The organism is Chromobacterium sp. ATCC 53434, from assembly GCF_002848345.1.
Lineage (GTDB): Bacteria > Pseudomonadota > Gammaproteobacteria > Burkholderiales > Chromobacteriaceae > Chromobacterium.
The window spans coordinates 2,224,219-2,246,162 of record NZ_CP025429.1 but is presented as its reverse complement, the minus strand read 5'-3'; the positions used below and the strand labels follow the sequence as shown (position 1 = coordinate 2,246,162).

The window sequence follows — 21,944 nt, the reverse complement described above, 5'->3', positions numbered from 1 at the left end:
TTGCTATTGGCTGAGCTTCCCGGAAAAGGCTTCCGGCATATGGGCGATCTTGCGTATCCGGTAGTCGAAAAAGACGATACCTGTTTTCAATCTTGCCACTTCTGTACCGCTGTTGTCATCGACTGCCTGATAAATCAGATCCAGTCCGTGGCGGCTGGGGTCGGCGATGCCGATCCGGAAGCGCAGTCTGTCGCCGTGAAAGGCCTCCGCCTTGTAGCAGGCGGCGATGTCGGCCACCACCAGGCCCAGTCCCTCGACCTGCAATTCGTGCGGATAGCCCAGGTGTTTCAGCAACCGTATCCTGGCCTCGTGAGCCAGGCGCAGCATGGCGTCGTTGCCGAGGTGGCCGGCGTAGTTGATGTCGCCGATGCCGACATCGAGACAGGTCTCGAATACGAAGCGTTCCGGCAGGGCCAGTTCGATGCGGGCCATATGGGCTCTCCGAGTGCGACATGGCATTTATGTCAAACAAAGCCGGCGGCTGTCAAACGCAGGCCGGCAGGATTTGATAGACTGAGGACATGCCCTCTTTCATAGGAGTGGAACATCATGTACCAGAGAATCTTTGTTCCCGTGGACGACAGCGATACCTCCAACCTGGCGTTGAACGAGGCGTGCAAGCTGGCCAAGATCTTCGGCTCGTCGATCAAGCTGGTCCACGTGGTCGATCTGGCCCAGTTCGGCTGGGGCGGCACCGAGTTTCTCGATGCGACCGAGTTGCAGAAGTCGATCAAGCAGGCCGGCGAGCAGGTGCTGGGGCAGGCCGGCGAGCGCGCTCGGGCGTTAGGCGTCGAGCCCGAGTGCAAGATACTGGAGAGTTGGGGCGACAAGATCGCGGCCGTGCTGTCCGGCGACGCCTCCGATTGGGGCGCGGATCTGATCGTGATGGGCACGCACGGCCTGGGCGGGCTGATGCACCTGCTAATGGGCAGCGTCGCGGAAGGCCTGCTGAAGGTGGCGGATATGCCGGTATTATTGCTCCGCACGCCGGAAGACTAGCCGCTTGCCATATTCGCCGCGGCGAGCCGATGGCGGGGCCGCCGTCGGGCGGGTGCGGCCTTGTCCGACATTCGGGCGATAAAAAAGCCAGCCGGGCATTGCTCGGCTGGCTTTCTTGCGGGGGAGGGCGCTTAGCCGGCTGCGACTTCCGCGCCGCCTTCCTGAGCCTCGATCTTGGTACGAACCGCTTTGCGCAGGCTCTTGTACAGATCGGGGTGGGTTTCCTTCAGGTATTCGACGATCTCGAAGTCCTCGCGGCGGACCTTGGACAGGTCGATCTGCTCGACGTGCACCAGGCGCAGCAGCTCGCGGACCGGTTTCGGCATGTTGCGGCCGCTTTCGTAGCGGGAGCCGCCAGACTGGGTCACGCCGATGCGGCTCCAGAACTCTTGTTGGTTCAGGCCCAGCTTGCGGCGAATCTCCCGCGGATTCGGGATTTTTTCAAACAGTTTCATGAGTGTTCCTCTCGTATCTGAAACAAATGGTTCTAATATTTTTTTAGGACTTCGCCCTGCTTATTAAAAATAGCAAAAAAAATCCAACAGGAATATTTATGATGCAGGGAAATTAGTGAAGTTCCATGAATTTGAAAATTCAGCTTTGCTAATGTTAGCGGAATCTAATCGTCAAGGACAATGGAATTGATTCTGGACGACGTAATATGGCTGAAAAAGTGTCGCAATTTTGCAATTGTACTGAGCAAAAAACGGAGAAGGGAGGGGTGGCGAGCCCAACCCCCGGCACTTGCACTAAATAACTGTGGCTGCTTCCTTCCGGACCTGACCAGGTTCGCTACCGTGCAATGCGGGGAGGCCCGCCATAGAGAGAACGAATTCTATCTAATGATTGGCTATTTGCCAAGCATTTTTTGTGCGGAATGATGCCGCCGAGGCTGCTATTGCCTGCCGGGCACGGCGGGTGCAGACTCTGCCGATACCGCTACCGACAGGATTGCCCATGCCTAACGACGCTCGAAGCCTGCTGGCCGAACTGATCCGCTTCGACACCACCAGCCGTTATTCCAACCTGCAGCTGATCGAGTGGGTCCAGGCCTATCTGGCCGGCTTCGGCATCGCCAGCCGGCTGACGTACAACGACGACGGCGGCAAGGCCAATCTGTTCGCGCGCATCGGCGCGCCCGGGCAGCCGTTGATCGTGCTGTCCGGCCATACCGACGTGGTGCCGGTCGATGGCCAGGACTGGAGCAAGCCGCCGTTCGAGCTCAGCGATGGCGACGACGGCCGCTTGTACGGGCGCGGCAGCGCCGACATGAAGGGCTTCATCGCCTGCGTGCTGGCGCGGGTGCCGTTGTTCGTCGCGCTGGCGGCCGACGGCAAGCTGGCTCAGGGCATAGGCATCGCGCTGTCCTACGACGAAGAGGTCGGCTGCCTCGGCGTCGGGCGCCTGATCGACGCCTTGCTCACCGATGGAGAAGACATCGCCGGCTGCCTGGTCGGGGAGCCGACTTCGATGCGGCCGGTGATCGCCCACAAGGGCATCGCCCATTATCGTTGCAAGGTGAAGGGCAGGGCGGCGCACTCGTCGCTGACCCCTCAGGGCGTCAACGCCATCGAGTACGCCGCCCGGCTGATCACCCACATCCGCAAGCTGGCCGACGCCGAGGCGGCGTTCGGTCATCGACAGTCCTTATATGATGTGCCGTTCACCACGATGCAGACCGGCCTGGTGCATGGCGGCATCGCCTGCAATATCGTGCCGGCCGACTGCGAGTTCATGTTCGAGTGCCGCTGGCTGCCGGGCGACGATCCGCAGCGCCTGGTGTCGTCGGTGTCGGACTACGCCGCCAATCTGCTGCTGGAGATGCGGGAGGTGGCGCCGGAGGCCGACATCGTCATCGAGCCGGCGGTGTACAGTCCGGCCTTCGAGTCGGACCCGGCTTCGGCCATTCGCCAGTATGTCGCCAGCCTGTGCGGCTGCGACGGCGGGTCCGGCGTCGCCTATACCACCGAGGCGGGGCTGTTCAGCCAGGCCGGCATGCCCTGCGTGGTGCTGGGCCCGGGCTCGATCGAGCAGGCGCATCGTCCGGACGAGTATATCGAAGCGTCGCAACTGCAGGCCTGCTACGACTGGCTGGGGGCGCTGGCTAACAAGTTAATCAAATAGACCTAAAAAATGCTTTGCCTGTATCAGCGTTAGGCCTCAAAATCCTGCCCCGGTAGCATCGAAGGTCGACGAGCCGCCAACAATATCACGCAGCGCGCCCGAGCCTGGCGCGCCGCGACACCATGGTTTTGTTGCCGGCTCCAAAAGAAGCCCGCTCGGAGATTTCCGCGCGGGCTCGTTACATTAGCGAGAGAACAATATGCAGGACAAATCGAAATCGGGTGGAGAGGCGAAGTCGCGGGACGGATTCACGTCCAGCTTCGGCGTGCTGGCGGCGACGCTGGGCTCGGCGGTGGGCTTGGGCAATATTTGGAAGTTTCCGTATCTGACCGGCACCAATGGCGGCGCCGGCTTCCTGGTGGTGTATGTGCTGGCCACGCTGGTGGTCGGCCTGCCGGTGATGATTTCCGAAATCATGCTGGGCCGCAAGGCCAAGCGCGACGCCGTGACCACGCTGGCCAAGCTGGGGCCGGCGGGGCGCCCGTGGTGGCTGGTCGGCGTTTTCGGCGTGTTCGCCGCCTTCCTGATCATGGCCTTCTATTCCGAGGTGGCGGCCTGGGTGTTCGCCTACATCTTCAAGGCGATAGGCGGCGAGATCCTGTCGCGCGACCCCAAGGTCACGTCGGACGCCTTCTCCTCGCTGATTTCCGATCCGCTGCAGTCGCTGCTGTGGCAGTGGCTGGTGCTGGCGCTGATAGGCGGCATCCTGCTGCTGGGCGTGTCCAAGGGCATCGAGGCGGTGACCAAGAAATTGATGCCGCTGCTGTTCGTGCTGCTGGTCGTCATCGGCGCGCGCAGCTTGATGCTGCCGGGCGCCGGCCAGGGCCTGGCCTTTCTGTTCACGCCCGACTTCTCCAAGATCAGCGCGGCGGTAGTGCTGACGGCGATGGGTCTGGCCTTCTTCAAACTGTCCATCGGCATGGGCACGATGATCACCTATGGCAGTTACTTCCGCGACGATCAGGACATTCCGCTGACGACCTTCCGCGTCATGTGCGCCGACCTGTTCGTGTCGCTGCTGGCCGGCATCGCCATCTTCCCGGCGGTGTTCGCCTTCGGCTTCAAGCCGGAAGCCGGTCCGTCGCTGCTGTTCATCACCATTCCGGCGGTATTCGCCAGCATGCCGCTGGGCCATCTGTTCATGGTGGTGTTCTTCGTGCTGGCCGCCATCGCCGCCACCGGCGCGATGCTGTCCATCCTGGAAGTGCCGGTGTCGGTGCTCAGCGAGCGCTTCGGCATCAGCCGCGTCCGCTCCACCGTGATCAATCTGTTGCTGCTGGCCGTGGTCGGCGCCGGTTGCGCGCTGTCCAACAGCCTGACCGCGGACTTCAAGATCCACGGCATGACGCTGTTCGACCTGTTCGACTTCATCACCTCGAATGTGCTGATGCCGCTGGGCGGCATCTGCCTGTGCCTGTTCACCGGCTGGGTCTGGGGCTTCGACCGCTTCCGCGACGCGCTGAGCAACGGCGGGACGCTGGGCAACGAGCGCTTGCTGAGGGGCTTGTTCTTCGTGCTCCGCTTCGTCTCGCCGCTGTTGATTCTGGCGGTGATGCTGAAAGGGCTGAAAGTGTTCTAAAACGGAAAGGCCGGACGATGTCCGGCCTTTTTTGCATCCAGGCGCGGCTCAGGGCAGCGGAATCTCCTCCTCGGGCGCCTGGGCCGGCGGCGGCGTGAAGCCGTTGATGTCGCGGGCGCTTTTTTCCAGCAGCAGCACGATGGACGTGTTCAGCGCGCCGAAGGCCCAGCTGACCAGCAGGAACACCGAGTAGGCGGTCAGCTTGTCGGCGAACAGCGCGTGGCCGTGCAGCGTCAGCTCGGCGGGGTCGAAGATGGAGTAGAACACGCCGGTGGCGATGACGGCGATGATGAACGACGGCCAAAACAGCAGGATTCCCTTTTTCATCGTGTGTCTCCGGATGGCATGGAGCGGCAGGAAAGCGCCGCGTGGGCGGCGTCATGCTTCTGATTATGCCACCAATGGGGATTTGTCGATGCGCGGTCGCAATATCCTGCCGTGCCGGCCAGGGGTCGTGGTTTGTCGCCGGCCGGCGCGCTCGTGTTAGACTGTTGTTCGACAGCGAACAGCCTTGCATTCGGAAGGCAACAGCACGATACGGTTTTTCTTATGGCCGGCGTCAAGCCGCCGGCCGATCTGCAAAGCAATGGAGCCTGGTATGACTTCTTCGATCTTCGCCGGCGTGGAGCTGGCGCCGCGCGACCCCATTCTCGGTTTGAACGAGGCCTTCAACGCGGACGGCCGCGACACCAAGGTGAATCTCGGCGTCGGCGTCTATTCCGACGACAATGGCAAGATCCCGCTGCTGGCCGCGGTGCGCGCCGCCGAGAAGGCCAGGCTGGAAGCGCTGCCGGCGCGCGGCTATCAACCGATCGAGGGGGGCGCGGCCTACGATGCGGCGGTGCAGAAACTGCTGTTCGGCCAGGACAGCGAGTTGTTGGCCGCCGGCCGCGTGGTGACCGCCCAGGCCCTGGGCGGAACCGGCGCGCTGAAGATAGGCGCCGATTTCCTGCGCAAGCTGAACCCGAAGTCCAAGGTCTATATCAGCGACCCGTCGTGGGAAAACCACCGCGCCTTGTTCGAGTCGGCCGGCTTCGAAGTGGAGAACTACCCGTACTACCACGCGGCCAGCCGCGGCGTGGATTTCGCCGCGATGAAGGCCTGCCTGGCCTCGCTGGACGCCGGTTCCGTCATCGTGCTGCATGCCTGCTGCCATAATCCCACCGGCGCCGACCTGTCGGCCGCGCAATGGGAAGAGGTGGTGAGGATTTGCCGCGAGCGCGGTCTGTTGCCTTTCCTCGACATGGCCTATCAGGGCTTCGCCGACGGCATCGACGCCGACGCGCTGGCAGTGCGGCTGTTCGCCGGCTCCGGCCTGCAGTTCTTCGTCGCCAGCTCCTTCTCCAAGAGCTTCTCGCTGTACGGCGAGCGGGTCGGCGCGCTGTCCATCGTCACCGCCGGCAAGGACGAATCGGTTCGCGTGATGTCCCAGCTGAAGCGCGTGATCCGCACCAATTACTCCAATCCGCCGATCCACGGCGCCGCCATCGTCGCCGCCGTGCTGTCCAGCGCCGAGCTGCGGCAGCAGTGGGAGGACGAGCTGGCCGGCATGCGCGATCGCATCCGCGCGATGCGTCTGGCGCTGCTCGAGGCGATCCGGGCGCGCGGCGTCGCCGTCGACTTCTCCTTCATCACCGAGCAGCGCGGCATGTTCTCGTACACCGGCCTGAGCGCGGCGCAAGTCGAGCGCCTGCGCGAGGAGTTCGGCATTTACGCGGTGTCCACCGGGCGTATCTGCCTGGCCGCGCTGAACAGCCGCAATGTCGAGTACGTGGCCACGGCGATAGCCGCGGTGGTGCGGGGCTGACCGACGTTTTTCGATGGGCGAACCCCGGCATCCGCCGGGGTTTTCATATGCTTTGCCGCGCGAATGATTAAGCGGATGGCAGTTTTCAGTGCATTTTTAATGCATTTGACATCAATGGCTTGCGCTTGTGACGCGGCCGCCAAGAAAGCAGTGGCCAAAAGGACAGGTTTGGTCTAGTAGCCCAGGGAATTGCCCGCTGCGCCATTGTCTACGCCGAGAAATATCCGCATGATGCTGGAAGACATCAATGAATGTCGGATTGCAGACCCTGGGTCAAGCCGGGGCGGCAAGAACAATAATCCAACAGCTTGTTTAGAGGGGAAACCCTCGGGGTAGATGCCATGACTGCGACTTTTCCTGAAGTGCTGGTTCCGCAGGCCATCTCTGCGGGTGCTTTTGACGCGGATGATGCCGATGTCCGCAACAACCTGGGCCTGCTCGGCCTGCTCGACGTTTATTCCCGCGACAGCCGCTACCGGCTGACCGTATCGCTGGAGCCGGTGGATCCGGATGCGCGCCCTGCGCTCTGGAATCTCGAAGTGGAAATGGAAGTTTGCGCCGACGGCACCGTTGCCCGTCGCGCAGGGCGGCAGCTGGAGTACTCCGGCTCGGCCCCCGGCAGTCATTTGCGCAAGTTGTTGGCTAATGGCGAATTGCTGGGTTATCTGGTGCCCGGCACCGCCGCAGCAGCAGCCTGAAGCGGCAGCGCGCCAAAAAAAGCCACTCCGAGGAGTGGCTTTTTTGCTTGCCGGCGGCGGGTATCAGACGGCGTGGCGCTCGCACAGCGAGCGGAAGGCGTGCATGTACTCGGGCTGCACATAGGGCTTCAGCAATGCCAGCACCTGCAGCACGCCGCGGTGGCCCGACTCCTCGGTGATCGGGGCCTTGGGCCGCGAGGTCTGCTCGAAGGCGAACCAGAACTTCACCACCAGCCAGATGTTGATGCTGACCGCCTCGATGTCTTCCTCGTCCATTTTCAACAAGCCAAGACGGATGAACTCGCGGAAATGCTCGCCCAGGATGTTCTTCAGCTCGGTATTGACGAACTGGTGGTACTCCGACTGCATTTGCGGATTGCGCGCCAGCATCCCCGGCAGGTCGTAGAACATGAAGCGGAACTGCCACATCGCCAGGAAGGCGGTGTCTAGGTAATTGACCAGATCGTCGACCGTCATCTTCCGGTCTTCCGGCACGGCCAGGCGCTGGTTGATGAACTCCCGGTACATCGTGAAGATCTGGTAGACGATTTCTTCCTTGTTGCGGAAGTGGTAGTAGAGATTGCCGGGACTGATGCCCAGATGCGCCGCGATGTGGTTGGTGGTGATGCTGCGTTCGCCCTGTTCGTTGAACAGCTTCAGGCTCTCTTGGATGATGCGGTCGTAGGTCTTGATTCTGGTTTTACTCATGAGGCACCGGCTGGGAAGGACTTCGCATAGCGCAATTGTATACGATGTTTGGAGTTGTTGCTCTATTCATTGCGGATTGACGACGGGATAGCAATCGGCCAGGAATCGATGCAGGATGGTTTGCTCGATACGTTGCCGTTCCCGCGCCGGAATCGCGATGCGCAGGATCAACTGATAGCGCTTTTCGTCCACTGGCTGTATCGATATGCGCGGCTCCACCGACGGAATGTCCACCAGGTAGCGTTTGGCCATGTCTTCCATGTGGCGGCGCGCCACCTCCACATGCGACTGGCAGGCGCCTTCGGCCGCCGACATCAGCATTCGCTCCGCCTGCGTCGGCGGCACCGCGTAGGCCATCGGCACGTTGATGATGTGCATCACGTACTCGCCCATATAGTTTTCCCGTATCACCGGCGTCGACAGCAGCAGGCTGTTGGGAAAGGTGAGGGCGCGGCCGGTCATCTGGTGCGAGCTGTGGTTGGGGCCGATTTCCATCACGGTGGTCGACAACAGGCCGATGTCGACCACCCGGCCGCGCACCGTGCCGATTTCGACGTGGTCCCCCAGCGTGTAGCTGTTCGACATCTGTCGAACCACGCCGCCGGACAGGCACATGATCAGTTCCTTGGTGGCCAGGATCAACGCCGCGGCGAAGGCCAGCATCGACACGGCCAGCGTCTGCAGCTCGTTGGCCCAGATGAAGCCTATGCCGGCCAGGCCGGTGACGAACAGGCCGTTGCGGGTGTTGATGGACCAGCGCCGGCGGGCCTCGACCGGCACGCGGCTGTTGGCCGCCAGCAGCCGGTCCACCGCCACGCGGCTGATCAGCAGCGTCAGGATCAACAGCAGCGAGCGGGTGATCTCGTGCGAGTAGTTCTCCCGCAGGAAGGCGATCAGGTCGAGGATGGTCCGCATGCCTCAGTCGTTCAGTTTCACCGCGTGCTCGCGGGTTTCGTGGAATACGATGTCGGGCCAGCGCTCTTGCGTCAGTTGCAGGTTGACGCGATTGGGCGCCAGGTAGGCGAGGTTGCCGCCGGCATCGGTCGCGATGTTCATCTGCAGCATCTTGACGAATTCGTCCAGTTTCTTGCGGTCGTCGCAGCTGAACCAGCGCGCGGACCAGATGCTGGCCGATTCAAAGATGGCGTCGACGCCGTATTCGGCGGCCAGGCGGCTGGCCACCACTTCGAACTGCAGCACGCCGACTGCGCCGAGGATCAGGTCGCCGCCGCTATGCGGCTTGAACACCTGCACCGCGCCTTCCTCGCCGAGCTGCTGCAAGCCCTTTTGCAGTTGCTTCAGCCTCAACGGGTTTTTGATCCGCACCGAGCGGAACAGTTCCGGCGCGAAGAAGGGGATGCCGGTGAAGGCCAGGTCCTCGCCCTCGGAGAAGCTGTCGCCGATCTGGATGTTGCCGTGGTTGGGGATGCCGATGATGTCGCCGGCAAAGGCTTCTTCCACGATTTCGCGGTCGTGCGACATGAAGGTCACGACGCTGGAGGCGGCGATGTCGCGGTTCAGCCGCAGGTGCTTCATCTTCATGCCGCGCTCGAACTGGCCGGAGCAGACGCGCAGGAAGGCGATGCGGTCGCGGTGCTTCGGATCCATATTGGCCTGGATCTTGAACACGAAGCCGGAGAACTTGGCCTCCTTCGGGTCCACGCTGCGAACGGTGGCGTCGCGCTCTTGCGGCGCCGGCGCCCAGTCGATCAGCGCGTTGAGGATTTCGCGGACGCCGAAGTTGTTGATGGCCGAGCCGAAGAACACCGGGGTCAGTTTACCGGCCAGGAACTCGTCCAGGCTCCATTCATTGGAGGCGCCCTTGACCAGTTCGATCTCCATTCGCAGCTGTTCCATTTCCAGCGGGAACAGCTCGTCCAGGCGCGGGTTGTCTATGCCCTGGATCACCTCGATATCGGAAACCAGCTTCTCCGTGCCGGCCTCGAACAGGATCACCGCGTCGTTCAACAGGCTGTACACGCCGCGGAAGGTCTTGCCCATGCCGATCGGCCAGGTGATCGGCGCGCAGCGGATTTTCAGCACGTTTTCCACTTCATCCAGCAATTCCAGGCTGTCGCGCACTTCGCGGTCGCACTTGTTCATGAAGGTGACGATGGGCGTGTTGCGCAGGCGGCAGACGTTCAGCAGCTTGATGGTTTGTTCTTCCACGCCCTTGGCGGCGTCGATCACCATCAGCGCGCTGTCGACGGCGGTCAGCACGCGGTAGGTGTCCTCGGAGAAGTCCTGGTGGCCCGGGGTGTCCAGCAGGTTGACGGTATGGTCGCGGTAGTCGAACTGCATCACCGACGACGCCACCGAAATGCCGCGCTGCTTCTCGATCTCCATCCAGTCCGAAGTGGCGAACTTGCCGCCTTTCTTGCCCTTCACCGTGCCGGCCATCTGGATGGCGCCGGAGAACAGCAGCAGCTTTTCCGTCAGCGTGGTCTTGCCGGCGTCGGGGTGGGAAATGATGGCGAAGGTGCGGCGGTGCGAGACTTCTTCGGCGATGCGGGACAGTTCGGCGGACATGGGCGATGGCTTGAGAATTCAGTAAAACCGGGCATTTTACCGGAGTTGAGGCGGTGATGAAATTTATATGTTAATATTTGATAACGATTATCAATTACAAAAATGTCCACCCCGTGATGTTGCACCAGAAAAGCATGGCCAATGGCCGCAGTCCGTCCGCAGTTTTCCCATTCTGCCTGACCGTCCTCTCCCTCAGTCTCGCCAGTTCGCCATCCCTTGGCGCCGAAGCCGGCCAGCAGCTCGACACCGTCAAGGTCAGCGCCGACGCCGTGCCATTGACGCCGGCGGTCAGCAAGCTCGGCCGGGAGGAGATCGCCCGCCCGCAGGCCCAGTCGCTGGCCGAGGTGCTGGACGTGCTGCCGGGCGTCAACGCCGGCGGCTCGCCGCGTCCGGGCGGCCAGACCATCAATGTCTGGGGCTTCGGCGATGTCGAGCAGGTGCAGGTCTATCTGGACGGCGCCGGCCAGGGCTTCGACAAATACCAGCAGGGCACGTCCTTCGTCGATCCCGAGTTGCTCGGGTCGGTGGAGGTGATCAAGGGCGGCCACTCGCCGTTCTACGGCAACGGCGCCTTCGGCGGCGTGGTGAAGGCGGAAACCAAGAGCGTGGACGAGTTGCTGCTGCCGGGCCGCAACGTCGGCGGTTTCGCCAAGCTGGGCTACCAGGACAACGGCCACCGTTTCAGCCAGTCGCTGGCGGCCTACGCCGGCGGCGCCGGCAAGCCGGCCGACATCCTGGCCTATATCACGCATAGCCGCGGCGGAGACGGGGTGCAGCCGGACGGCACGCCTTACCGCTTCTCCGGCGGCGAGCAGCAGGGCGGCATGCTGAAGCTGGGCTGGCGCCCGGCCGAAGGCCACAGCCTGAAGCTGGGCCTGGTGCGCCAGGACGACGAGTTGCGCACGCCGTGGGCCGCCAGGCGCGGCGACATCCCGGCGCCGTCGGCGTCCGACATCAAGAAGTACGGTTTGGACGAGGCCTGGCTGCTGAAAACGGTCTGGCGCGAGCAGCGGATAGACTCGATGACCGCCAGCTGGAACTACGTCAGCAGCCGCATGCCGTGGCTGGACCTGACGCTGAGCTACGCCCAGTCGCGCCGCTTCCAGCACGACACCCGTCCCGACAACGCCAGCAGCACTGCCTTCGATTCGCAGTTCGGCAAGGAAAGCTGGGTGACCCAGCGCGACAAGCAATGGGAGCTGCGCAACGTCGCCAGTCTGGGCGAGGGCTGGACCAGCCAGGTCGTGACCGTCGGCGCCAGCTGGTCGCGCAAGGACCGCGACGCGCTGGCCTATATGCCGAGCAAGGCCAAGGACAAGACCTACAACTACGGATTGATGAATCCGCGCTACTCGCCGCCGGGTAGCGAAACGATGCAGTCGGCCTACTGGGTGCATGAATGGAAGCCGCTGGACGGCGTCAGCCTGACGCCGTCGCTGCGCTACGACGACATCGAGGTGCGCGGCCGGCGAAATCTGGCCTCCACTTACAACAATCCGGCCAAGGGGCACGACTACAGCCCGCTGCATTTCTCCGGCTGGTCGCCGCGACTGGCCGCCAGCTGGCGCTTCCTGCCGAACTGGACGCTGGACGCCGGCTACGCCCGCACCTGGCGCGCGCCGAACGCCGACGAGGTCTACGACGTGCAGACCCTGGGCAGCACCACAGCCAGCAGCCGCCAGCTTCAGCCGGAGAAGCTGAAAGCGCTGAAACTGGGCCTGGCCTTCGACGGCGGCGGCATGTTGGCCGCCGGCGACAAGCTGGCCGCCAGCCTGACCTGGTTCCGCCAGGACGTCACCGACGCCATCGGCCAGCGCATCGGCCAGAATCGCGGCGACGCGCCGGGCGCGCCGCTGCCGGCGGTGATAGGCTTCTACCGCAATCTGCCGGGCTATGTGATAGACGGCTTCGAGTTCGACAGCCGCTATCAGTGGCGCGGCTTCTTCGCCGGCCTGTCCTTGTCGTCCATCGTCGGCGAGCGCCGCCACAGTCTGCGCGACCCATGGGGCAAGGACGAGCCTATGGTGGACGTTCCGCCGCGCAAGGCCGTGCTGTCGGCCGGCTACACTATCGCGCCGATAGGACTGACGCTGGGCGCCCAGGGCAAATTCATCCGCGCCCAGGACCGCGTGCCGCAGAACGTCAATCCGGAGGCGGTCAGCTACGCCTATCCGGCCCAGCACGGTTACGCGCTGGCGGGCTTGTTCGCGGTGTGGCAGCCGAAGCAGGCCGCGCTGAAGGGCATGGAGGCGCGGCTGTCGGTCGACAATCTGTTCAACCGCAGCTACCAGCCGTATCTGACCGAGGGCGCCGAAGGCATGGGCCGAGCGATCCGCAGCAGCGTGTCCTGGCGCTTCTGATCCGTCGCGCATCATTCCCGAACCGGCCGCTGGCCGGTTTTTTTATGACGGCGGCGGATTGGAAAACGGCCGTTCGGCTACAATATCGTCCAAACGACAATCAAAGCGAAGGAGCTTGCCGTGTTCACCGGTATCGTCCAGGGCGTGGCCGAAGTGGTCGCCATCGAAGAAAAGCAGGATTTCCGCACCCATATCGTCCGTCTGCCCCAGGCGATGCTTCCTAGCCTGCAGCTCGGCGCCTCGGTGGCCCATAACGGCTGCTGTCTGACCGTCACCCGCGTCGACGGCGACCTCGTTCATTTCGATCTGATGCAGGAAACGCTGCGCGTCACCAATCTGGGCGCGCTGAAGGCCGGCGACGGCGTCAATGTGGAGCGCGCGGCGCGCTTCGGCGACGACATCGGCGGCCACGCGATGTCCGGCCACGTAATGGGACTCGCCGCGGTTTCCGACGTCGTGGAATCTCCGAACAACCACACCGTCTGGTTCGAGCTGCCGGCCGGTCTGGAAAAATACGTGTTCACCAAGGGCTATATCGGAATAGACGGCATCAGTCTGACGATAGGCGCGGTCGAGGGTCGCCGCTTCTGCGTCCATCTGATTCCGGAAACGTTGAACCGGACCAATATCGCCAGCCGCCGGCCGGGCGACAAGATCAATATCGAGATAGACCCGCAGACCCAGGCCATCGTCGACACCGTCGAGCGCGTGCTGGCTCAGCGCGGCCAGGCCGCGTGATCTTGCGCGATCTGCCGGTGCTGGCGTCGTGGAGCGGCGGCAAGGACAGTTGCCTCGCCCTGTGGCGCGCGGTCCAGGCCGGCGCCAAGCCGAAGGCGCTGCTGACCATGCTGGACGAGACCGGCGGGCGCTCCCGCTCGCATGGCGCGCGGCCCGAGGTGCTGGCGCTTCAGGCTCAGGCATTGGGGCTGCCCCAGTGTTTGGGGAAGGCGAGCTGGAATGATTATCGCGAGGTCTTCATCGAGCGCTTGCGCGCGGCCAGAGCGGACGGCGTCCAGGCCGTGGTGTTCGGCGACATCGATCTGGACGCGCACCGCGAATGGGAAGAGGGCGTCTGCGCCGAGGCGGGCCTCGGCGCGATCCTGCCTTTGTGGCGGCAGGCCCGCGCCGATCTGGCGCGGGCGTTCGTCAATGCGGGATTCGTCGCCCGCGTGGTGATGGTCAATACCGCGCTGGTGGATGAAAAGTGGCTGGGCCGGACTTTCAACCGGCAGCTGATAGAAGACATGCTGGCCGAGGGCGTGGATCCCTGCGGCGAGGCGGGCGAGTTCCACACGCTGGTGGTGGACGGCCCCTTGTTCAACAAGCCGCTGGCGCTGCGAGACGGCGAAACGGCGACGCTCGGCGAATACCGGGCGCTGGATTTATTGCCCGCATGAGACGGGCGGACAGACAAAGGAGCACAGCAATGGCCATTTCCCCGATTCAAGACATCATCGCCGACATCCAGGCTGGCAAGATGGTGGTGCTGATGGACGCCGAAGACCGCGAGAACGAGGGCGATCTGGTGATGGCGGCCGAATTCGTCACGCCGGAGGCGATCAACTTCATGGCCAAGCACGGCCGCGGCCTGATCTGCCTGACGTTGAGCGAGGAGCGCTGCCAGCGGTTGAACCTGCCGATGATGACCGGCAACAACGGCACCAGCTTCGGCACCAACTTCACCGTGTCCATCGAGGCGGCCGAAGGCGTCACCACCGGCATCTCCGCCGCCGACCGCGCCCACACCATCAAGACCGCGGTGGCAAGATTGGCCAAGGCCAGCGATCTGGTGCAGCCGGGCCACGTGTTTCCGCTGAAGGCGCAGAACGGCGGCGTGCTGATCCGCGCCGGCCATACCGAAGCCGGCTGCGATCTGGCGATGCTGGCAGGTGTCGGGCCGGCCGGCGTGATCTGCGAGATCATGAACGACGACGGCACGATGGCGCGCCTGCCGGAATTGCTGGAGTTCGCCAAACAGCATGGCCTGAAGATAGGCACCATCTCCGACCTGATCCAGTACCGGAGCCGCACCGAGTCGCTGGTGGAAAAGGTCGGCGAGCGGCCGGTGGAGACGCCGTTCGGCAGCTTCGACCTGCACGTGTTCCGCGACATCACCACCTCGGCCACCCATCTGGCGCTGAGCAAGGGCAAGATCCGCGCCGACCGGGAGACCCTGGTGCGGGTGCATGAGCCGTTGTCGGTGATCGACATGCTGGCGCCCTTGTGCAGCCATCATTCCTGGACGCTGCCCAATGCGCTGGAAACGATAGAGGACGAAGGCTGCGGCGTGATGGTGCTGCTGTACCGCGACGAGACCGGCGTCGATCTGGCTCAACGGGCGCTCGGCCAGGAGCCGCAGCGGCAGAAGTGGGACAGCAAGACCTTCGGCATCGGCGCGCAGATGCTGAAAGCGCTCGGCGTCGGCAAGATGCGGCTGATGTCCAGCCCGGTGAGTCTGCCGTCGATGGCCGGCTTCGAGCTGGAAGTGACCGGTTTCAGCCAGCCTGGCCACTTTCATGTCGATGGGCAGGACGGCGCGGGCGTGGCCTAATCGCCGCGCTTGGGGTACAATCGCCGGCTTTCCTTAGTGTTTTCGCCGCGAGGACTCCCATGCTTGAAACCATCCAGCGTATCGAACCCAACCTGTCCGGTCAGGGCCTGAAAATCGGCATTGTGATGGCGCGTTTCAACACGCCGGTATGCCACGGCCTGCGCGACGCCTGCCTCGCCGAACTGGGCCGGCTGGGCGTTGCCGCCGCCGATGTGACGCTGGCCACCGTGCCGGGCGCGCTGGAGGTGCCGCTGGTGCTGCAGACCATGGCCAAGACCGGCCGTTACCACGCGCTGGTGGCGCTGGGCGCGGTGATCCGCGGCGAAACCTATCATTTCGAGCTGGTATCGAACGAATCCGGCGCCGGCGTCACCCGCGTCGGCCTGGACTTCGACATTCCGGTAGCCAACGCCATCCTGACCACCGAGAACGACGAGCAGGCGGAAGTCCGCATGCAGGAGAAGGGCGGCGACGCCGCCCGCGTCGCGGTGGAGATGGCCAATCTGCACAAGGCGCTGCGCGGCTGATCCCGCCCGCCGCCACAGACGGGAAGCGCGCGCGATCGCCGCTTCCCTTGCTCTTTTCAAGGAATCGCCAACATGAAAACCGCCCGCCGCCGCGCCCGTGAATTCGCCGTGCAAGGCATTTACGAATGGGAGCTGAACCAGGATCGTCCGGCTTCGCTGATTGAAAAGCACCTGCGCGAGAACGAATACTTCGCCAAGGCCGACGAGGCGCTGTTCCGCAGCATCCTGTACGGCGTGCTGAAGGACGTCGGCACGCTGTCGGTCCAGATCGGCCGCTACTACGAGCGCGCCGAGGACGAAGTCAGCCCGGTCGAGCGCGCCGTGCTGCTGATGGCCGCGCTGGAGCTGACGCAGAGCCCGGAAACGCCGTATCCGGTGATCATCAACGAAGCCATCGAGATCACCAAGACCTTCGGCGGCACCGACGGCCACAAATTCGTCAATGGCGTGCTGGACAAGCTGGCCGCCGAAGTGCGCGGCGACGAAGTGCTGGCGCAGAAGCAGCGCCGCAAGCAGGACTGAGCCGGCGCTGCCGTTCGATCACACCCGCCGCCGGCGGGTGTTTTTGCGTGAGGGGCCATGAAGGAATTCGAACTGATAGGCCGTTACTTCAAGCGCGCCGCGCCGTCGGCGTTGCTGGGCGTCGGCGACGACGCCGCCATCGTGCGGCCTACGCCCGGCCATGAGCTGCACGTGTCGGTCGACATGCTGGTCGAGGGGCGCCATTTCTTCGCCGACGTCGCGCCGCGCGCGCTGGGCCACAAGACGCTGGCCGTCAATCTGTCCGATATGGCGGCGATGGGCGCGACGCCGCGCTGGGCCTTGCTGGCCATCGCGCTGCCGCGCGCCGACCAAGCCTGGGTGGCGGAGTTCGCCGCCGGCTTTTTCGCGCTGGCCGACGCGCACGGCGTCGAACTGATAGGCGGCGACACCACCGGCGGCCCGCTGACGCTGTCGGTCACGATAATGGGCGAGACGCCGTCCGGCCGGGCGCTGCGGCGCGACGCCGCCAGGGCCGGCGACGATATCTGGGTCTCCGGCGAATTGGGGCTGGGCGCGCTGGCGGTGCGTCAGCGCCTGGGGCGGCTGAATGTAAACGATGCGGAACTGCTGGCCGCGGCCAGACACAAACTGGAGTACCCGGAGCCGAGGCTGGCGCTGGGCGCGGCGCTGCTGCCGTTGGCCCATGCCGCCGCCGACGTGTCGGACGGACTGATGGCCGACCTCGGCCACATCCTGAGCGCCTCCGGCGTGGCCGGCGAAGTATGGGCCGACAGCCTGCCGTCGCATCCGCGGCTGGAGACCGACAGGCTGGAATACATCGATTGCCTGGCCGCCGGCGGCGACGACTACGAACTGGTGTTCACCGCGCCGCCGGGCGCGCGGGCCGGCATCGAGGCCGCCGCCGCGGCCTGTGGCTGCCGGGCGACCCGCATCGGCCGCGTGCTGGACGGGCAGGGCGGCCGCCTGCTGGATGCCGCCGGCCAGATAGTGAAACTGGACAAGGAAGGTTATGACCATTTCGGCTGAGACCCCGAAAACGACGCCAAACTGGCGCTTTCTGCTGAGCAGGCCCGAGCATTTGCTGTCCTTCGGCTTCGGCAGCGGTTTGATGAAGAAGGCGCCGGGCACCTGGGGCACGCTGGTGGCCTATCCGCTGTTCTTCCCGCTGCAGGCGCTGGGCGTTTCCGGCTGGATGCTGGCGGCGCTGTGCCTGCCGCTGTTCTTGCTCGGCGTATACGTGTGCGGCGTCACCGGCAAGGCGCTGGGCGTGCACGACTACGGCGGCATCGTCTGGGACGAGGTCGTCGGCATGCTGCTGGTGCTGGCTTTCGCGCCGGCCGGCTGGGCCGGCTGGATTCTGGCCTTCGCGCTGTTCCGCCTATTCGACATCGTCAAGCCATGGCCGATACGCTGGTTCGACCAGCGCGTCGGCGGCGGTTTCGGCGTGATGGTGGACGACGTGATCGCCGCGCTGTTCGCGCTGGCGGCGCAAGCGCTGATCTGGCGCTGGCTGTAACAGCCTGTTCACGGTCTTTTACGAGTATCGCGGCGCAAAAAGAGCGTAAACAGGCGCTGATGCAAATCGGCCTGCCGGACGACGGTAAAGCCGTTACAATTCGACGATAAAAGTGACAGGCGGTTTGACGGATGCGTGCGCGCATCGCGCCGCCATCGACCAAAACGCGTCCGCGACAACGGCGGGCGGCTAGAATTCGGGGTTTTCCACTGTGTGGTTTGTAGTCTTACTGTTGCCGCTGCTGGCGCTGGCCGGCTGGCTGATCAAGAGCAAAAAGCTGTCTTTGCCTATGCTGACGCAGAAGCTGGACCGCATGCTCGGCGTCGAGGGCCGGGCCGAGCGTTACGAGCCCGATTACTTCGCCGACGAAGCGCGCAAGCCGGTCGCGGTCGAAGCGGAAGCCGCGATGGCGGCCGATCCCGCCGAGATCAAATCCCGGCCCTCGGCGCCGATCGCGCCGGCGCCTGAAGCGATTCCGCCAGTGGCCATGCCGCGGCCGATATTCCGGCCGCGTCCAGCGCCGGTCGACGCGGTCGCCGACACGGTGCGCGATACTCGCGAAACCATCGTGCTGCCGCCTAGGCCGCCGGCTGAGCGCCGCGAGTCGCCGGCCGAGTTGCCGACGCTGGAGCTGTCGCGCGACTACCGCAAGAAGGCGCGCCCGTTGCCGCGCGTCGCCGAGCGTGACGATTTGCCGGTGATCGGCCTGTCGGAAATGCAGGACAACCTGCAGCAGGACTACCGCCGTAGGCAGCACGCGCGCGGCGCCGGAGCGGATGGCGACGGGAGCGGCGAATTGCCGGTGATCGGCAGCCACGAAGTGCGCGTCAAGGTCGCCAGCCTGCACGCCCATCGCCGCGCGGTCCCATCCGCTCCGCCGCCGTTGCCCCCGGTGGAGCTGGTGCCGATTCCGCGCGCCAAGCCGGCGGCCCGGGCCGAACCGGCCAAGCCGCTGCCTGTCGTCGAGTTGCCGCGTCCGACGCCGGCGCCCAGCCCGCGGCCGGCCGATCCTCCGCCGCCGCCGGTTGCTGAAATCGTCATCGAGTCCGTGCCCATCGCGCCGGTCCAGATCGTTGTCGAGGAGGTCGAGACGCCTGCGCCGTTGCCGCCTGAGCAAGCGGCCGAAGACGACAACGTCGAATCTTTCGCCGGCGTCGAGTCGTGGCCGCGAATAGGCGAGCCGGAACCGGCGCCGCAGGCCCACGAGGCCGAGCCGCTGCCCGAGATCGAGCCGCCGCCGATGACGACAGTCGAAGCGGAATCGCCGGCGGCCCAGGCTGAAGCCGAGCCGCCGTCCGTCCGCACGCCGTGGCGCTGGCCGCAGACCCGCGACGTACTGGTGCAGCAGCAGGACGCCAAGCCGGCCATCGTCCAGCAGACGGTGCTGCAGGACGCGGCGCCGGCGCCGACGCTGGCGGCGACCGCCGACAAGCTGGTGGCCAGCCCGCTGCCCTGGGTGCTGGTGGACGCGCCGGCAGCGCCTCCGATCCCGCTTGAGCAGATACCGTTTGAACAGGTCACGCTTGCGCAGACGCAGTCGACGGACCAGGCCGACACGGAGGCCGATGCCGAGACATCGGCGGCGGCGCGCGTCGATTACGACGACTCCATGCTGCCCGGTCTGGAACTACTGAGCCCGGCCGATGCGGCCCAGGAAGCCTGCAACCAGGACGAACTGATCGAGCGCGGCATCGTCATCGAGGAAAAGTGCGCCGAGTTCAAGGTCAAGGTCAGCGTGGTGGACGCCTATGCCGGTCCGGTGATCACCCGCTACGAAGTGGAGCCGGCGGTCGGCGTGCGCGGCAACCAGGTGGTGAACCTGATGAAGGATCTGTCGCGCGCGCTGGGTCTGGCCTCGATCCGGGTGGTGGAGACGATACCGGGCAAGACCTGCATGGGCCTGGAGCTGCCCAATCCGAAGCGGCAGATGATACGGCTGTCGGAAATTTTCTCCGCCGACGTGTTCCAGAATAACGCGTCGCGGCTGACCATGGCCCTGGGCAAGGACATCACCGGCGAGCCGGTTGTGACGGATCTGGCCAAGGCGCCGCACCTGCTGGTCGCCGGCACCACCGGTTCCGGCAAGTCGGTCGGCGTCAACGCGATGATATTGTCGCTGCTGTACAAGGCGACGCCGGACGAAGTCCGCTTCATCATGATCGACCCCAAGATGCTGGAGCTGTCGGTCTACAACGACATCCCGCATCTGCTGGCGCCGGTGGTCACCGACATGAAGCTGGCCGCCAACGCGCTGAACTGGTGCGTCGGCGAGATGGAACGCCGCTACCGGCTGATGAGCTCGCTGGGCGTGCGCAATCTGGCCGGCTACAACCAGAAGGTGCGCGAGGCCGCCGAGCGCGGCCAGCGCATCGCCAATCCGTTCAGCCTGACGCCGGAAACGCCGGAACCGCTCGACACGCTGCCGTTCATCGTCGTGGTGGTCGATGAGTTCGCCGACTTGATGATGGTGGCCGGCAAGAAGATAGAGGAATTGATCGCCCGACTGGCGCAGAAGGCGCGCGCCGCCGGCATCCACCTGATTCTGGCCACCCAGCGGCCGTCCGTCGATGTGATCACCGGCTTGATCAAGGCCAACATCCCGACCCGCATCGCCTTCCAGGTGTCCAGCAAGATAGACAGCCGCACCATTCTGGACCAAATGGGCGCGGAGAGCCTGCTGGGCCAAGGGGACATGCTCTACCTGCCGCCGGGCACCGGCTATCCGCAGCGCGTGCATGGCGCCTTCGTCACCGACGACGAGGTCCACGCGGTGGTCGAACATCTGAAGCAGTTCGGCGAGCCGGACTATGTGGAAGGCCTGCTGACCGGCGAAAGCGAGGCGGACGACGCATCCGCGGACGCCACGGCCAAGGCGCAGGCGGCGACGGAGACCGACCCCTTGTACGACGAGGCGGTGGAAATCGTGCTGCGCACCCGCAAGCCGTCGATTTCCGGCGTACAGCGCCATCTGCGCATAGGCTACAACCGCGCCGCGCGGCTGATAGAGGAGATGGAGGCAGCCGGCATCGTCAGCCCGATGGAGAGCAACGGCAACCGCACGGTGCTGGTGCCGCAACGCGATTTTTGAGCGCGGCCCCGGGCCCGCGTCGTTGCAATGAAAAGCGCGCCTTCCGGCGCGCTTTCTTCATCGCTGCGTCGGACAGCGGTTTACGGCCACAGTTGGCAGTATTCGGTGTTGGACTCGTAGTTGCTGCTGACCGAGCCGTCGCTGTTGATCTTCTTGGTCCAGCCGTTGGGCTGACGGCTGCTGGGCTTGACGCCGCAATTGATGTGCACCCAGTGGATGCCGACGCCGCTGGTATAGCGCTGGCCGCACAATTGCAGGTGGTCGCCCGGCTGGATGGTATTCAGCGGGTAGGGCACGCTTTCGCCGGCGGAGTCGTAGCCGGACGCGTACACATTGTCCATCGCCACGTCGTAGGTACGGCCGTCCTGGTCGGCCTGCAGCGAGACATGGGTATGCGACAGTTCGACGCCGTTCAGCATCTGGCCGGAGGCGAAGCTCGGCCCGCTGACCACGGTGCCGGTCAGATAGCTGCCGGCGGCGGCGCGACAGTCGGATTTGGCGTCGGCAAGCGCCGCGAACGAAACGCCCAGCAAGCAGGCGGCCAAAGCGAGTTTCTTCATTTGATGACCCTTGTAGATTAATGATTTTGTTCTGTTGCGTGGGTCATTCTAGTCAGAATGGATAATCGCTATGTTTCAGTTGTGATAATAATGATGTGTTTGTTTTGCAATGGTAAACAAAGTGTTAAGGCGGTGCCGCCGCCGGCGGGAAGCCGACAATGAAAAAGCGCGCCCTGGGGCGCGCTTTTGCCTGCTGGCGGGTCAGATCAACGGCGGCGGCGCGGCGTCTCGTCGTTCCGGATCCGGATGGGCACCAGTTTGGCTTGCTGTTGTACCGGGGTAGCCAGCAATTTGGCGACTGCGACCACCGCGACGACCAGGGCGGCGAAAAGAAGGATCTGCATGGTATGACTCCCCGTGGGTGAACCTGAGGCCGATTTCGGATTTGTGCTGC

General features: G+C 64.4%; 22 protein-coding genes and 1 other RNA gene. 14 read left to right on the top strand and 9 right to left on the bottom strand.

The features are described 5' to 3' along the window. Nucleotides 1-3 precede the first annotated feature (3 nt). A complete protein-coding gene (locus tag CXB49_RS10135) occupies nt 4-432 on the bottom strand; it encodes a thioesterase family protein (protein ID WP_101708280.1) in 429 nt (142 codons plus the stop codon). Between the two features lie 117 nt (nt 433-549). Between CXB49_RS10135 and CXB49_RS10130 the strand changes: the two genes are divergently transcribed. After that, nucleotides 550-999 carry a universal stress protein gene (locus CXB49_RS10130; protein ID WP_101708279.1) on the top strand — a complete coding sequence of 150 codons (450 nt, stop codon included), beginning with the start codon at nt 550-552 and terminating at the stop codon, nt 997-999. Nucleotides 1,000-1,130: 131 nt separating this feature from the next. On the opposite strand, the gene CXB49_RS10125 is transcribed toward CXB49_RS10130, so the two are convergent. Next, complete coding sequence (locus CXB49_RS10125) at nt 1,131-1,454, bottom strand: DNA-binding transcriptional regulator (RefSeq protein ID WP_101708278.1); 324 nt, start codon at nt 1,452-1,454, stop codon at nt 1,131-1,133. Between the two features lie 265 nt (nt 1,455-1,719). Next, nucleotides 1,720-1,818: signal recognition particle sRNA small type (ffs, locus tag CXB49_RS10120), an RNA gene on the bottom strand. 138 nt (nt 1,819-1,956) lie between these two features. Here ffs and argE point away from each other — a divergent pair. Together argE and CXB49_RS10110 are read left to right on the top strand one after the other, a co-directional pair. After that, on the top strand, nt 1,957-3,123 hold the full coding sequence (gene argE / locus CXB49_RS10115) for an acetylornithine deacetylase (RefSeq protein WP_101708277.1): 1,167 nt from the start codon (nt 1,957-1,959) through the stop codon (nt 3,121-3,123). A gap of 199 nt (nt 3,124-3,322) precedes the next feature. Further along, a complete protein-coding gene (locus tag CXB49_RS10110) occupies nt 3,323-4,702 on the top strand; it encodes a sodium-dependent transporter (protein WP_101708276.1) in 1,380 nt (459 codons plus the stop codon). A 48-nt stretch (nt 4,703-4,750) separates the two neighbouring features. On the opposite strand, the gene CXB49_RS10105 is transcribed toward CXB49_RS10110, so the two are convergent. Next, nucleotides 4,751-5,029, bottom strand: a complete 279-nt coding sequence (locus CXB49_RS10105) for a hypothetical protein (protein ID WP_101708275.1) — start codon at nt 5,027-5,029, stop codon at nt 4,751-4,753. Nucleotides 5,030-5,300: 271 nt separating this feature from the next. Between CXB49_RS10105 and CXB49_RS10100 the strand changes: the two genes are divergently transcribed. Continuing rightward, entirely contained in the window at nt 5,301-6,509 is a 1,209-nt protein-coding gene (locus CXB49_RS10100) for an amino acid aminotransferase (RefSeq protein ID WP_101708274.1), read from the top strand. A 341-nt stretch (nt 6,510-6,850) separates the two neighbouring features. Further along, nucleotides 6,851-7,207, top strand: coding sequence for a hypothetical protein (locus tag CXB49_RS10095; protein ID WP_158300738.1), 357 nt, complete (start codon nt 6,851-6,853; stop codon nt 7,205-7,207). A gap of 63 nt (nt 7,208-7,270) precedes the next feature. Here CXB49_RS10095 and CXB49_RS10090 read toward each other — a convergent pair whose 3' ends face one another. The 3 genes from CXB49_RS10090 to CXB49_RS10080 form a co-directional block, all read right to left on the bottom strand. After that, the gene (locus CXB49_RS10090) at nt 7,271-7,915 is read right to left on the bottom strand and encodes a TetR/AcrR family transcriptional regulator (RefSeq protein ID WP_101708272.1); all 645 of its coding nucleotides are present in this window, start codon (nt 7,913-7,915) and stop codon (nt 7,271-7,273) included. Between the two features lie 66 nt (nt 7,916-7,981). Further along, a complete protein-coding gene (locus tag CXB49_RS10085) occupies nt 7,982-8,830 on the bottom strand; it encodes a mechanosensitive ion channel domain-containing protein (RefSeq protein ID WP_101708271.1) in 849 nt (282 codons plus the stop codon). A 3-nt stretch (nt 8,831-8,833) separates the two neighbouring features. Then, complete coding sequence (locus tag CXB49_RS10080; protein WP_101708270.1) at nt 8,834-10,444, bottom strand: peptide chain release factor 3; 1,611 nt, start codon at nt 10,442-10,444, stop codon at nt 8,834-8,836. A 134-nt stretch (nt 10,445-10,578) separates the two neighbouring features. Here CXB49_RS10080 and CXB49_RS10075 point away from each other — a divergent pair, with 134 nt between their 5' ends. The 9 genes from CXB49_RS10075 (at nt 10,579) to CXB49_RS10035 (ending at nt 20,990) form a co-directional block, all read left to right on the top strand. Then, nucleotides 10,579-12,804, top strand: a complete 2,226-nt coding sequence (locus tag CXB49_RS10075) for a TonB-dependent receptor domain-containing protein (RefSeq protein ID WP_158300737.1) — start codon at nt 10,579-10,581, stop codon at nt 12,802-12,804. 120 nt (nt 12,805-12,924) lie between these two features. Next, nucleotides 12,925-13,542, top strand: a complete 618-nt coding sequence (locus CXB49_RS10070) for a riboflavin synthase subunit alpha (RefSeq protein ID WP_101708268.1) — start codon at nt 12,925-12,927, stop codon at nt 13,540-13,542. Further along, a complete protein-coding gene (locus CXB49_RS10065; RefSeq protein ID WP_101708267.1) occupies nt 13,539-14,201 on the top strand; it encodes a diphthine--ammonia ligase in 663 nt (220 codons plus the stop codon). Before CXB49_RS10070 ends, CXB49_RS10065 begins: the two co-directional genes overlap by 4 nt. A 29-nt stretch (nt 14,202-14,230) precedes the next feature. Then, nucleotides 14,231-15,355 (top strand): bifunctional 3,4-dihydroxy-2-butanone-4-phosphate synthase/GTP cyclohydrolase II, encoded by a 1,125-nt coding sequence (gene ribBA, locus CXB49_RS10060; protein ID WP_101708266.1) that lies wholly within the window; start codon nt 14,231-14,233, stop codon nt 15,353-15,355. A 59-nt stretch (nt 15,356-15,414) separates the two neighbouring features. Further along, nucleotides 15,415-15,882 (top strand): 6,7-dimethyl-8-ribityllumazine synthase, encoded by a 468-nt coding sequence (gene ribH, locus CXB49_RS10055; protein ID WP_101708265.1) that lies wholly within the window; start codon nt 15,415-15,417, stop codon nt 15,880-15,882. Between the two features lie 72 nt (nt 15,883-15,954). Continuing rightward, the gene (gene nusB / locus CXB49_RS10050) at nt 15,955-16,404 is read left to right on the top strand and encodes a transcription antitermination factor NusB (RefSeq protein WP_101708264.1); all 450 of its coding nucleotides are present in this window, start codon (nt 15,955-15,957) and stop codon (nt 16,402-16,404) included. A 57-nt stretch (nt 16,405-16,461) separates the two neighbouring features. Further along, nucleotides 16,462-17,412: a thiamine-phosphate kinase gene (gene thiL / locus CXB49_RS10045; RefSeq protein WP_101708263.1), complete on the top strand. Its 951-nt coding sequence runs from the start codon at nt 16,462-16,464 to the stop codon at nt 17,410-17,412. Next, entirely contained in the window at nt 17,396-17,902 is a 507-nt protein-coding gene (locus CXB49_RS10040; RefSeq protein ID WP_101708262.1) for a phosphatidylglycerophosphatase A, read from the top strand. Before thiL ends, CXB49_RS10040 begins: the two co-directional genes overlap by 17 nt. A 211-nt stretch (nt 17,903-18,113) precedes the next feature. Next, nucleotides 18,114-20,990 carry a DNA translocase FtsK gene (locus tag CXB49_RS10035; protein ID WP_233493031.1) on the top strand — a complete coding sequence of 959 codons (2,877 nt, stop codon included), beginning with the start codon at nt 18,114-18,116 and terminating at the stop codon, nt 20,988-20,990. An 80-nt stretch (nt 20,991-21,070) separates the two neighbouring features. Here CXB49_RS10035 and CXB49_RS10030 read toward each other — a convergent pair whose 3' ends face one another. Both CXB49_RS10030 and CXB49_RS23435 read right to left on the bottom strand, forming a co-directional pair. Beyond that, a complete protein-coding gene (locus CXB49_RS10030; protein WP_101708261.1) occupies nt 21,071-21,550 on the bottom strand; it encodes a hypothetical protein in 480 nt (159 codons plus the stop codon). Between the two features lie 206 nt (nt 21,551-21,756). Further along, complete coding sequence (locus CXB49_RS23435) at nt 21,757-21,894, bottom strand: hypothetical protein (protein ID WP_158300736.1); 138 nt, start codon at nt 21,892-21,894, stop codon at nt 21,757-21,759. Nucleotides 21,895-21,944 lie beyond the last annotated feature (50 nt).